The 11,851-nt window shown below is 72.7% G+C and carries 14 protein-coding genes; 12 read left to right on the top strand and 2 right to left on the bottom strand.

Going from position 1 to position 11,851, the window contains the following annotated elements:
- Window position 1 precedes the first annotated feature (1 nt).
- Window positions 2–1,330 carry an SLC13 family permease gene (locus tag ACZ7CF_RS37235; protein ID WP_470371998.1) on the top strand — a complete coding sequence of 443 codons (1,329 nt, stop codon included), beginning with the start codon at window positions 2–4 and terminating at the stop codon, window positions 1,328–1,330.
- A gap of 58 nt (window positions 1,331–1,388) precedes the next feature.
- Here ACZ7CF_RS37235 and ACZ7CF_RS37230 read toward each other — a convergent pair whose 3' ends face one another.
- Window positions 1,389–1,841, bottom strand: coding sequence for a MarR family winged helix-turn-helix transcriptional regulator (locus tag ACZ7CF_RS37230; protein WP_360388542.1), 453 nt, complete (start codon window positions 1,839–1,841; stop codon window positions 1,389–1,391).
- A gap of 63 nt (window positions 1,842–1,904) precedes the next feature.
- Here ACZ7CF_RS37230 and ACZ7CF_RS37225 point away from each other — a divergent pair, with 63 nt between their 5' ends.
- Both ACZ7CF_RS37225 and ACZ7CF_RS37220 read left to right on the top strand, forming a co-directional pair.
- Entirely contained in the window at window positions 1,905–2,273 is a 369-nt protein-coding gene (locus ACZ7CF_RS37225) for a VOC family protein (protein WP_360388539.1), read from the top strand.
- A gap of 93 nt (window positions 2,274–2,366) precedes the next feature.
- Entirely contained in the window at window positions 2,367–3,053 is a 687-nt protein-coding gene (locus tag ACZ7CF_RS37220; protein WP_360388537.1) for a type 1 glutamine amidotransferase domain-containing protein, read from the top strand.
- A gap of 132 nt (window positions 3,054–3,185) precedes the next feature.
- Here the strand turns inward: ACZ7CF_RS37220 and ACZ7CF_RS37215 are convergent, their stop codons facing one another.
- On the bottom strand, window positions 3,186–4,052 hold the full coding sequence (locus ACZ7CF_RS37215) for an MBL fold metallo-hydrolase (protein WP_470371997.1): 867 nt from the start codon (window positions 4,050–4,052) through the stop codon (window positions 3,186–3,188).
- 91 nt (window positions 4,053–4,143) lie between these two features.
- On the opposite strand from ACZ7CF_RS37215, the gene ACZ7CF_RS37210 reads away from it, so the two are divergent.
- The 9 genes from ACZ7CF_RS37210 (at window position 4,144) to ACZ7CF_RS37170 (ending at window position 11,692) form a co-directional block, all read left to right on the top strand.
- The gene (locus tag ACZ7CF_RS37210; RefSeq protein WP_360388532.1) at window positions 4,144–4,698 is read left to right on the top strand and encodes a TetR/AcrR family transcriptional regulator; all 555 of its coding nucleotides are present in this window, start codon (window positions 4,144–4,146) and stop codon (window positions 4,696–4,698) included.
- Window positions 4,699–4,734: 36 nt separating this feature from the next.
- On the top strand, window positions 4,735–5,724 hold the full coding sequence (locus ACZ7CF_RS37205; RefSeq protein WP_470371996.1) for a hypothetical protein: 990 nt from the start codon (window positions 4,735–4,737) through the stop codon (window positions 5,722–5,724).
- Window positions 5,725–5,744: 20 nt separating this feature from the next.
- Window positions 5,745–6,875 carry a sensor histidine kinase gene (locus ACZ7CF_RS37200; protein ID WP_470371995.1) on the top strand — a complete coding sequence of 377 codons (1,131 nt, stop codon included), beginning with the start codon at window positions 5,745–5,747 and terminating at the stop codon, window positions 6,873–6,875.
- On the top strand, window positions 6,872–7,585 hold the full coding sequence (locus ACZ7CF_RS37195; protein WP_360388523.1) for a response regulator transcription factor: 714 nt from the start codon (window positions 6,872–6,874) through the stop codon (window positions 7,583–7,585). Before ACZ7CF_RS37200 ends, ACZ7CF_RS37195 begins: the two co-directional genes overlap by 4 nt.
- Before the next feature lie 54 nt (window positions 7,586–7,639).
- Window positions 7,640–8,302: a DUF2306 domain-containing protein gene (locus ACZ7CF_RS37190; protein ID WP_470371994.1), complete on the top strand. Its 663-nt coding sequence runs from the start codon at window positions 7,640–7,642 to the stop codon at window positions 8,300–8,302.
- A complete protein-coding gene (locus tag ACZ7CF_RS37185) occupies window positions 8,299–9,285 on the top strand; it encodes an NAD(P)-dependent alcohol dehydrogenase (RefSeq protein WP_470371993.1) in 987 nt (328 codons plus the stop codon). Before ACZ7CF_RS37190 ends, ACZ7CF_RS37185 begins: the two co-directional genes overlap by 4 nt.
- A 177-nt stretch (window positions 9,286–9,462) precedes the next feature.
- A complete protein-coding gene (locus ACZ7CF_RS37180; protein WP_470371992.1) occupies window positions 9,463–10,644 on the top strand; it encodes an FAD-dependent monooxygenase in 1,182 nt (393 codons plus the stop codon).
- A gap of 14 nt (window positions 10,645–10,658) precedes the next feature.
- Entirely contained in the window at window positions 10,659–11,357 is a 699-nt protein-coding gene (locus tag ACZ7CF_RS37175; RefSeq protein WP_470371991.1) for a hypothetical protein, read from the top strand.
- A gap of 74 nt (window positions 11,358–11,431) precedes the next feature.
- Window positions 11,432–11,692 (top strand): Atu4866 domain-containing protein, encoded by a 261-nt coding sequence (locus ACZ7CF_RS37170; protein ID WP_470371990.1) that lies wholly within the window; start codon window positions 11,432–11,434, stop codon window positions 11,690–11,692.
- The last annotated feature ends 159 nt before the right edge of the window (window positions 11,693–11,851 follow it).

Here is an 11,851-nt window from a genome sequence, read left to right as displayed (position 1 = left end):
GATGTCATCACAGCTGATCGCCATCCTGGTTCTGGGCGGCATGTTCGTCATCGCCACCGTGTTGCCCGTCAACATCGGGATCCTCGCGCTGGTCGCGTCCTTCCTCGTCGGCACGTTCGTGTTCGGCTTGGAGGACAAGGAGATCTTCGAGGGCTTCCCCGTTTCGCTGTTCATCACCGTCGTCGGCGTGACCTACCTGTTCTCCGTCGCCAAGCTGAACGGCACGATCGACCTGCTGGTGGAGGGCGGGATCCGGCTGGTGCGCGGCCGGGCGATCCTCGTGCCCTGGGTGCTGTTCGCCGTCGCCGCGACGCTGACCGCACTCGGCACGTTCACCCCGGCCGCGGTCGCACTGCTGGTGCCGATCGGCATGAGCTTCGCCTTCGCCTACCGCATCAGCCCGCTGATGATCGGCATGATGGTGATCTGCGGTGCTCACGCCGGCGCGTTCTCGCCGATGGCGGTGTCCGGCGCGCTGGTCTACGGCATCGTTGCGAAGTCCGGTCTCACGATCTCGCACGCCGCGTTGTTCTTCGCGAGCTTGGGCTTCAACGTGCTGCTGGCCGCCGTCACCTACGTGATGCTGCGCCGCCGTGGTGAGGAGAGCTTCGTCGAACGCCCGGACGACGTGGCCTCCGGCGGCGGGGTGTCCGGTGGTGGGGTGTCCGGTGGCGGGGTGGCGGAGCCGACCGGTGGTGGCGTCGCCACGGCGGTCCGCCCGGAGGCGGTGGCGGTGACCTGGCGCCAGCGGGCCACCCTCGCTGCCCTGGTGGTGCTCGTCATCGGCGCGCTGGCGTTCCACCTGCAGATCGGCTTCCTCGCCCTGGCCGCGGGAGCCGTGCTCGCCCTGCTCGACCGCGAGCACCTCGGCAAGGCCGTCGAGGGCATCAGCTGGCCGACGATCCTGCTGGTCGCGGGCATGGTCACCTACGTGGGCGTGCTGGAGCACTCCGGCACCATCGACTGGGTCGCCCACGGCGCGGTCGGCCTCGGCGCCCCGCTGCTCGTGGCGCTGGTGCTGTGCGTCATCGTCGGCGTCACCTCGGCGTTCGCCTCCTCGACGGCCATCCTCACCGCCACCATCCCGATGGCGATCCCGCTGCTGCTCACCGACGCGCTGCCGGTCGCGGGCGTCGTCGCCGCCATGGCCATCTCCACCACGATCGTCGACGTCTCCCCGTTCTCCACCAACGGCGCCCTGGTCCTCGCCAACGCCCGCGGCGTCGACCGCACCCGGTTCTACCGCCAGGTCATCTCCTACACCTGCGTGATCGTCGGCCTCGGGCCGATCGCGGCGTGGGCGGTGCTGGTGCTGCCCGGCTCGTTCTGAACCGGAACAGCCCTCGGGGCGGACGTCACCACGGCGTCCGCCCCGAGGGCTGCCCGGTTCAGGCGCCTTCGTCGCGCAGCGCGTGCACCATGCTCCGCAGCACCCGGAACGCCTCCGCCCGCTCGCCCTCGGTGAGCCCCGCCAGCATCCTGACCTCCACCGCCCGCACCGCCGCCGACGCCTTCTCCAGGCTCCGCCGCCCGCGGGGGGTGAGCCGCGTGGGCAGCACCTTCCCGACCGGCGCCGCCGCGGGCCGGGTCACGTACCCGTCCCGCTCCAGGTTCTGCAGCAGCACGTTCATCGACTGCCGCGTCACGAACGCGCGGCGGGCGAGCTCGGAGTTCGACAGGCCCGGCCGCTGGGCCAGCAGCTCCAGGCACGAGTAGTGCGTCACGGTCATCCCGAGCGGGCGCAGCACCTGCTCCATGGCCGCGCGCAGGACGCTCGACGCCTCCTTCAGCAGGTAGCCGAGTGACGTGTCGAGGTCGATGCCCGCGTCGTCTTGACTCATGTCAGTATTCTGACATAACGTGGTGCGTGTCAGAAAACTGACACGTAGTGGAGGAGCCACGCCATGCCCGTCACCGGACCCGACTTCATCTCGCTGCAGGCCCGCGACCTCACGGCCTCGCAAGCGTTCTACGAGCGCTACCTCGGTCTCGTCCGCTCGCCGGCCGGGCCGCCGCACGCGGTGGTCTTCGAGACGAAGCCGATCGCGTTCGCGCTCCGCGACGTCGTCCCCGGCACCGACCTCGACGCCGTCGCCCAGCCCGGCATCGGTGCCGCGATCTGGTTGCACGCCACCGACGTCCAGGACATCCACGACGCGCTGGCCGCCGACGGGCACACCATCGTCGCCGCGCCGGTCGACGGTCCCTTCGGGCGGACGTTCACCTTCGCCGACCCCGACGGGTACCGGATCACGCTGCACGACCGCGGCTGACCGCCCGAGTCGCCGGGAGCGGGCCCGTCGTCCAGGGTGGTGGGCGGACCGGCTTTGACCCTCAAGGCCCCACGACGACGGAAGGGTTCCGCGATGAACGTGCTGATCGTTCTGACCTCGCACGACGAGCTGGGGGACACGGGCCGCAAGACGGGTTTCTGGCTGGAGGAGCTCGCCGCGCCGTACTACCGGCTCAAGGAGGCCGGTGCGACGCTCACGCTCGCGTCCCCGAAGGGCGGCCGGCCGCCGCTGGACCCCAAGAGCGACGAACCGGACACGCAGACCGACGACACCCGCCGGTTCGCGGCGGACCCCGAGGCCGAGGCAGCGCTGAGCTCGACCGTCGCGCTGAGCGCGGTCGACCCCGCCGACTACGACGCGGTGTTCTACCCCGGCGGGCACGGGCCGCTGTGGGACCTCGCGGAGGACACCGACTCGATCCGGGTCATCCAGGACACCCTGCGGGCCGGGAAGCCGGTCGCGCTGGTGTGCCACGCGCCGGGCGTGCTGCGGCACGTGACCGGCGAGGACGGTGAGCCACTGGTGAAGGGGCGGTCGGTCACCGGGTTCACCAACGGCGAGGAGGACGGTGCCGGGCTGACCGACGTGGTGCCGTTCCTCGTGGAGGACGAGCTGAAGGCCAAGGGCGGCGACTACTCGAAGGGCCCGGACTGGGGTTCCTACGTGGTGCGGGACGGGCTGCTGATCACCGGGCAGAACCCGGCCTCGTCCGCGGAGGCCGCCGACGCCCTCGTCGCCCTGCTGCGCGAGGGCGTCTGACTGCCGCCGGGACGGCTCCGGCGGGGGCCGTCCCGGCAAGCCGGTGCTGCTCGACGGTGGTGCTCTTCAGAGCCGCCGCGGTCCAGGCCGACAGCGGCGGGACCGCCGCCACCGCCGTCATCCGGGAGCTCCTCACCTGACCGTCAGCACCAGGCCGTCCGGCCCGCGAACGATCCGGCCGGCCGTCGGCGGCGGGAAGTGCGTGCCCAGCACGAGGGTGCCGGTGTCCGCGAGCGACTCGAGCAGCGCGCGCCGGGTGGCCTCGGCCTGGACCGGGTCGACGTCGGCGCAGCTGGTCACCTCCGGGTGCGCGACCTGCACCGGGTGGTGCAGGCAGTCGCCGGTGACCAGGGCGGTCTCGCCGCCGCTGGTCAGCTCCACCGCGACGTGCCCCGGCGTGTGCCCCGGCGTCGGGACGAGCCGCACCCCCTCGGCCACCTCTGCGCCGTGCGCGCCGACCTCGACCAGGTCCAGCAGGCCGGCGTCCTCGACCGGGTGCACGGAGTCGCGGAACACCTGCTGCCGCGGCTCGTCCAGCACCTGCCCGGCCCAGAACTCGCGCTCCAGCCTCGACGTGGCGTACCGCGCGTTCGGGAACAGCGGCACCCACTCGCCGTCCACGAGGTGCGTGTTCCAGCCGACGTGGTCGGTGTGCAGGTGGGTGAACAGGACGAGATCGACGGCGTCGGGCGTGGTCCCGGTGTCCACCAGCCGGTCGTGGTAGCCGGTGCGCAGGTCGTGCCACGCGGGGTTGGCCCGCTGCTTGCCGTTGCCGACACCGGTGTCGATCACGATCCGCCTGCCGTTGCCGACGACGACGAAGCTGTGGGTCGCGAGCCGCAAGGCGCCGTCCGCCGCGGCGAAGTCGGGGTGCATCCAGTCGTGGCGCCGGACGAGGTCGGGCGTCGCCGCCGGGAGCAGCCACGGTCCGGTCTCCGGTGGTGCGATCGCTTCGTCGACCCGGTGCACGGTCAGGTCCCCGACGGTCCAGGTGGGCACAGGCCGACCTCCTGAAGCTAATTCTTCGCGTTAAGCGGACGGTAGTCTTGGCATCGGCGTTAAAGCAACATCTTTGCTTTAGGCTGGTGTCGTGGACCGCAGAGGGACAGCACGTCCGGGTGGCCGGAGCGCCCGCGTGCAGGAGGCCGTGCACGCCGCCGTGCGAGAGCTGGAACCCGAGCTGGGACGGGAGAAGCTCACCGTTCCGCTCGTCGCCGCGCGGGCCGGTGTCACGCCCTCGACCATCTACCGCCGGTGGGGCGACCTGCAGGCGCTCCTGTCGGACATCGCGGTCGAACGCCTCCGGCCGGACTCGCCTCCGGAGGACCGGGGGAGCCTCATCGCGGACCTGCGGGCGTGGGCGGGGCAGTTCCTGGAGGAGATGTCGTCCGCACCCGGCCGCGCTTACCTGCGTGACGCGCTCATCGGCGATCCGGGCGTCAACGCCCTGCGGTGTTCCGACTACGCGGCCGACCAGATAAGCGTGATCCTCGGCCGTGCCGCCGCGCGCGGGGAACCGGCCGTCGACACCGAGACCGTGCTCGACCGCGTGGTCGCGCCGATCGTGTACCGGGTCCTGTGCCGTCCCACCGCGATCGGTCCCGGCTACGCCGAGGGACTGGTCGACGACCTCCTGCGGAGCTGAGGGAACGCCCGGTCGCCGCGAATACCATCTTCGGCCATGGTCCGCACCACTCCGCCGCGTCCCGTCGACGTCACGGCGCACTTCCCCGAACTCGCACCGCTGGCCCGCACCGCCGTGCGACTGCACCCGCGCCCCGGCGCACCGACCGCCGCGGACAGCTCCATCGGCGGCCCGCTGCTGTGGCCCGCGGGGGAGGAGTGGCCGGCCTGCGCCGAGCACGCCGGCCCCGAGCTGCACGGTGCGAGCGTGGCGGACGTGTTCGCACGGCGGCGGATTCTGACCGAAGCGTGGGCACGGCCGCGGGCCGAGGGCGTGAACCTGTTGACAGCGGACGAGAAGGTCGTCGTGGACGGGGTCGACCACGGCACCGGGATCGCGCAGGACGGGCCCGCACCGATGGTGCCGGTGGCCCAGCTGTACGCGCGGGACGTCCCCGGCCTGCCCCGCCCGGACGGTGCCGATCTGCTGCAGGTGCTGTGGTGCCCGTTCGACCACGAGGACGAGGGGTGCGCGCCCCGCACCGCGCTGCGGTGGCGGAAGGCGGCCGAGGTGACCGACCCGCTGGCCGAGGCCCCGCAGCCGGCCGCGGTCGAGGAGCACTACCTGCCGCAGCCGTGCGTGCTGCACCCGGAGGAGGTCACCGAGTACCCGGCCCCGCACTGCCTGCCCGCCGAGCTCCGCGAACGGGTGCGGCGGTGGGAGGAGCAGGAGGACCAGCACTACCAGTACGCGCTGTCCGTGTCCTCCGGCTGCAAGGCCGGTGGGCACGGTCCGTGGAGCTTCTCCGACCCGTTCCCCCTGTCCTGCCCGGACTGCGGCGGGGCCGTCACGCCGTTGCTGACCCTCGCCACCAGCGAGTGGGACGGCACCACGAGCTGGCGGCCGGTCGAGGACGCCGACGCCGGCGGTGCGCTGTTCCCGCACGACAACGAGCCGACGATGCTGTCGATCGGCCGCAGCTACAACCTGCAGTTCTACGCCTGCGCCGACTTCCCGGCGCACCGGCACGTCACGAACATGCAGTAGCCGACTCGTAGGATGACGCCGTGTTCGCCCTTCTGCGGTCGGTGTGGGACGAGCCCCGGCCGGTGCGCGGGGCCGCGCGGCTGTGGTGGGACTGGGCGCTGGTCGCCGTGCTCCTGCCGGTCGCGGTGCTGGAGGCGGTGCTGCGGCCGGACCTGAGCTGGCGGGCCGGTTCGGTGGTGCTGGCCGTGGTGCTGCTGCCGTTGTTGCTGGTGCGCCGCAGCAGGCCGTTGCTCGCCGCCGGTGCCGCGTTCGGCGTGGCCGCGGTCGCGTCGCTGGTGTTCTGGGGCGAGCCGGACCTCAACACCCTGGTGTTCCTGCTGCTGTTCCCGTTCGCCCTGTTCCGTTGGGGATCGGGGCGGGAGGCGGTCGTCGGGCTGGCGGTCATGCTCGGCAAGGTCGGCCTGTCGGTGGCGCTCGGGTTCCTCGGCGCGGGGGACGCGGTGGCGGGCAGTGCCGTGCTGGCCGCGGCGTGTGCGCTCGGAGCCGCGGCGCGCTACCGGGGACGGGCGCGGGCCCGTGAGCTCGACCAGGTCAAGCTGCTCGAACGGGAACGGCTGGCCCGCGACCTGCACGACACGGTGGCCCACCACGTGTCGGCCATGGCGATCCGGGCGCAGGCCGGGCTCGCGACGGCGGCCACCCGCCCGGAGGCGGCGACCGAGGCGCTCGTGCTGATCGAGTCGGAGGCCTCACGGGCGCTCACCGAGATGCGCACGATGGTGCGGGCCTTGCGCCGCACCGACTCCGCGGACCTGGCGCCCAGCCCCGCGATCGCCGACGTCGCCCTGCTGGCGAGCCCCGGCCGGCCCGGTCCCGAGGTGGCCGTGCTGATCGAGGGGGCGGCCGACGACCTGCCGAAGTCGGTGGGAACCGCGGTCTACCGGCTCAGCCAGGAGGCGGTCACCAACGCGCGCCGCCACGCCCGGCACGCCACCCGCATCGAGGTGCACGTCGACGTCGGCGGCTCGGCGGTGCGGCTGCGGGTCAGCGACGACGGCGACCCGGTCACCGCACGCACCACCCGCGGACACGGGTTGATCGGCATGGAGGAACGCGCGGACCTGCTCGGCGGCACCTGCGCGGCGGGCCCGAACCCCGGCCGCGGCTGGACCGTGACCGCCGTGCTGCCGCTCACGGGGGCCGCCCGATGAGCATCCGCGTCGTCGTCGCGGACGACCAGGAGATCGTCCGCACCGGACTCGCGATGATCCTCGACGCTCAGCCGGACATCGAGGTCGTCGGTGCGGCACCGGACGGGCGGCAGGCCGTGGAGCTCGCCAGGAACGTGCGGCCCGACGTGTGCCTGTTCGACATCCGCATGCCCGGCATCGACGGCATCGAGGCCACCCGCCTCCTCGCCGGCCCCGGTGTCCCCGACCCGCTCGCCGTCGTCGTGATCACAACCTTCGACCTCGACGACTACGTCTACGCCGCTTTGCGGGCGGGCGCGAAGGGGTTCCTGCTCAAGGACGCCGGCCCCGCGCTGCTGTCGCAGGCCGTCCACGCCGCGGCCGCCGGTGACGCCCTGATCGCCCCCAGCGTCACCGCCCGGCTGATCGAGGCCTTCGCGGACACCGGTCCCGCCGGTCCCGCCGCGCAGCTCGCCGACCCGCTCACCGAACGGGAGGAGCAGGTCCTCGCCGCCGTCGCGGGCGGGCGCACCAACGGCGAGGTCGCCGCCGAGCTGCACATCACGCTCAGCACCGTGAAGTCCCACATCGCCAGCCTGATGGCCAAGATCGGCGCCAGGAACCGGGTGGAGATCGCCATCTGGGCCTACGAGACCAGGCGCGTGCGCGGCGGTCTCCGGCAGCGGTCAGCCGAAAGTACGACGACCGCACCCGACCATCGGCCAGGATGACCGAAGACCTTCTCCCGATGAGCCGGCCCCGCCTCCCGCGCCACGATCTGGGGCATGACCTCCACCACCCGGCGGGACCTGCTCGTCCCGGCCGCGATCATCCTGTTCAGCCTCGTCCCCGTGCTCGGCGGCGCACTGCGGCTGACCGAGCTCGGAACCGGCGCGGAGATCACGCCGGACAACGCGCGGTTCTTCGCCTCACCCGTGCCCGTCGTGGTGCACGCCGTCACGGTGAGCGTCTACAGCGTGCTCGGCGCCTTCCAGTTCGCTCCCGGTTTCCGCCGCCGCAGACCGGGGTGGCACCGCGTCTCCGGCCGAATTCTGGTCCTCTGTGGACTCCTGGGGGCGTTGTCGGGGCTGTGGATGACCGTGTTCTACCCCAAACCGGCCGACGTGGGCGCGTTGCTCACCGGCTCCCGGCTGGTGTTCGGCACCGCGTGGGCGGTGTTCCTCGTCCTCGGTGTCGCCGCGGCCCTGCGCAGGGACCTCGCCGGCCACCGCGCGTGGATGGTCCGCGCGTTCGCGATCGGGCTGAGCGCCGGCACGCAGGCCGTGCTGATGGGACCCTGGATCGCCTTCAGCGGCCCGCTCGACCAGCTCACCAAGGCGGTGCTGATGCTCGCCGCCTGGCTCGTCAACCTCGCCGTGGCCGAGTGGGTCGTCCGCCGCCCGGTGCGGTCCGCCCGCCCCGCGCTCGCCCTCGGGGTGACGCGGTGAAGGCGATCGTCCAGGACCGGTACGGCTCACCGGACGTGCTGGCGCTGCGTGACGTGGAACCGCCGTCGGCCGGCAGCGGCGAGCTGCTCGTGCGAGTGCACGCCGCCGCCGTCAACGCCTACGACTGGCACATCATGCGCGGAGACCCCTACCTCGCCCGCCTCACCGGGATCGGGTTCACCGCTCCCCGCGCCAAGATCCGCGGCCGCGACTTCGCCGGAACCGTGCAGGCGGTGGGCAGGGACGTGCGGCGCTTCCGCCCCGGCGACGAGGTGTTCGGCGACCTCGGTCCCGCCGACGGGGCCTTCGCACAGTACCTGCGCGTGGCCGAGGACCTCGTCGAACCCAAGCCCGCCTGCCTGAGCTTCGAGCAGGCGGCCGCGCTGTCGTTGGCCGGGCTCACCGCGTGGAAGGGCCTGTGCGACAGCGGGGGACTGCGACCCGGTCACCACGTGCTGGTCAACGGGGCGTCCGGCGGCGTCGGGACGTTCGCCGTGCAGATCGCGAAGTCGGTGGGCGCCACCGTGACCGGCGTGTGCCGGACGCGGAACGCCGAGCTCGTGACCTCGTTGGGCGCCGACCACGTCATCGACTACACCGGCTCCGACTTCACCACCGGCAGCACGCGGTACGACCTCGTCCTCGACCTGGTCGGCAACCACCCGCTGGCAGGACTGCGCCGCGTGGTCCGTCCCGGTGGGACGGTCGTGCTGTCGGGCGGGGGAGTGTTCGAGGGCGGCAGCCTCGTCGGTCCGCTGCGGCTCCTGCTGAAGGCGAAGCTGCGGTCCGCGTTCGTCCGCGACCGGCTGCACGTGCTCACCACCGCGCCCGACCGGACGGTCCTCGCGGAGCTGCGGCGCCTGGCCGAGTCCGGTGCCGTCACGCCGGTCGTCGACCGCACGTTCTCGCTCGCTCAGGCGCCCGATGCGATCCGGTACGTGGAAACCGGGCACGCCCGCGGCAAGGTCGTGATCACTGTCTAAAGCCCGCCCGCCGCCGCGACCGCCTCGGTGACCGCCGTGATCGCCGGACCGGCGGTGCCGGGCAGCCGGGCGACGAGGATTCACCGGACCTCCCGCGCTCCGGTGCCGAAACCCCGCGCGGCCACCCGGCCGCATTCCTATACTCCGGACCATCCTGACTGGACGATGGGGGCTGCGGTGAGCGGGAACAAGGTCTTGGTGGCAGGGGCGAGCATCGCGGGACCCGCGCTGGCCCACTGGCTGCACCGGTGCGGCGCCGAGGTGACCGTCGTGGAACGGGCACCCGCGCTGCGGCCGGGCGGCCAGGCCGTGGACGCGCGCGGCGTCGCCAAGGAGGTCATCCGGCGGATGGGCCTGGAGGACGCGGTGCGCGCGGCTCGCACGGACACCGCCGGCGCGCACACCGTGGACGCCGACGGCACCGTGCTGGAGACCTACCGCGCCGAGGACGACGGCGGCGACGGCTACATCGCGGACATCGAGATCCTGCGCGGAGACCTCTCCCGGGTGCTCCACGACGACACCCGCGACCACGCCGAGTACGTCTTCGGCGACCGCATCGCCGAGCTCACCCAGGACGCGGACGGCGTGGACGTGACGTTCGCGAGCGGCACCCGGCGCCGTTTCGACCTGGTGGTCGGCGCGGACGGCCTGCACTCGTCGCTGCGCGCCCTGGTCTTCGGGCCGCGCGAGCGGTTCCTGCGGCACCTCGGCCTGGTGCTGGCGTTCTACAGCGTGCCCAACGAGTTCGGCGTGGACCGCTGGATGATCGACCACCAGGACCGCGTCACCGGCCGCTCCGCCGGCCTGCGCCCCATCGGTGACGACACCAGGGCGATGGCGATGCTGTCGTTCCCCGCGGCCGACTTCACCGTCGACCACCGCGACGTGGAGGCGCAGAAAACCCTGCTGCGCGAACGGATGGCGGGCATGGGCTGGGTGACGCCGCAGATCCTCGCGCACCTCGACGACACCCCGGACTTCTACCTCGACCAGGTCGCCCAGGTCGTCATGGACCGCTGGTCGCACGGCCGCGTGGCGCTGATCGGTGACGCCGCGTTCAGCTCGTCGCCGATGTCCGGCGGCGGCACCGGCCTGGCGCTGGTCGGCGCCCACCTGCTGGCCGGTGAGCTCGCCACCGCCGGCTGGGACCCCGAGGCCGGGTTCGCGGCCTACGAGCAGCGGATGCGGCCGTTCGTGGAGGCCAACCAGGAGATCGGCCGCATGCACGTCCACAGCCTCCTGCCGCAGACCGAGCCCGCCCCCGAACCGGACATGGAGGCGTTCACCGCCCTGATCGACCGCGCGATCAACGGCGTCGAACTGCCCGACTACCCGTTTCTGGAGCCGGCGAAGTGACGAGCCTGCTGCGCGTGTCCGTCGTTGCGCCGGAGCACTCCGCCTGGGGCAGGACCGAGCTGAAGCTCCTGGTGGACGACCGAGACCCGGTCGAACCGGTGTTCTCCGAAGGACCGCGGGAGGACCCCGACGTGCTGCTGGGGCCCACCAGCCCGCTGCTGCCCGGTGACGAGCCGCGTGAGGTGATGATCGCCGAGGCGGACTGCACGTGGGGGTGCTGCGGCGCGGTGTTCGTCCGCGTCCGCCGCGAGGGCGGCGAGGTCGTCTGGGACGGGTGGCGCAACCCCGACGACAACGGGCTGTCCCTGCCGGAGGTCCGCTTCGACCTGGCGCAGTACGAGGCCGAGCTCGCCCGCGCCGACCGCGACCGGTTCTGGGAGTGGCCCGGCCGGGAGGTGGCGCGGCTGGTGCGCGACGGGCTGCGCGAGCACCCCGCCGTGCTGGACCGGTGGGACAGCGGCGTCGACTGGGCGCAGTCCTTCCCCGGCACCCGCGACCAGGTCGACGTCACGTTCACCTCGCCACCGCGGCACGTCGTCGACAAGCGCTGGAGGACGACCCGCGAGTCGTTGGAGCACAAGCAGTTCGTCCTGCGGTTCCCCGTGACCGAGGAGCCCGTCGAACGCCAGGCCGAGCACATCATCGCGACGTTGCGCGACAGCGACCCGCGAGCGAGCGCCGAGGTCTGCGGCGGGTACACCGCGCCGAAGTGACGAGTCCTGGGTGTGCCACACCCAGGACCACCGCGTCCTGCCCGGGACGCGAGAAGTGGCCGATCCTCGACGTCATGAGCAACGACGACAACATCGACGTGGTGGGCATGTGGGTCACGGCGGACGGCCACATCCGGCAGGAGCTGCACGCCGACGGCCGTTACGACGAAGCCCGCGGCACCCGGCGCAGCGCCTACACCGGGTCCTACTCCGTGACCGGCGCGCACCTGGACTACGTCGACGACACCGGGTTCACCGCGACCGGCGACATCCGCGACGGCGTGCTGTACCACGAGCACCTCGTGCTGTACCGGGAGCCGGCGGCTGGCACGTGAGCAGGGCGTGGTCTTCGCGGCCTGGGTTCCCGCTGTGCGCCAAGTCGTCCACTCGGCACTGGGTTTCGCCCTGCCGCCGGGCGTGCCGGACCACCCGCACCAGTCCGAGACCGAGGTGCGGGAGACGACAGGACGAAGTCATCGGAGGGTTCGGTCGAT

It is taken from the genome of Lentzea sp. NPDC036955, from assembly GCF_055608005.1.
This window is presented reverse-complemented; position numbering and strand designations above follow the sequence as displayed.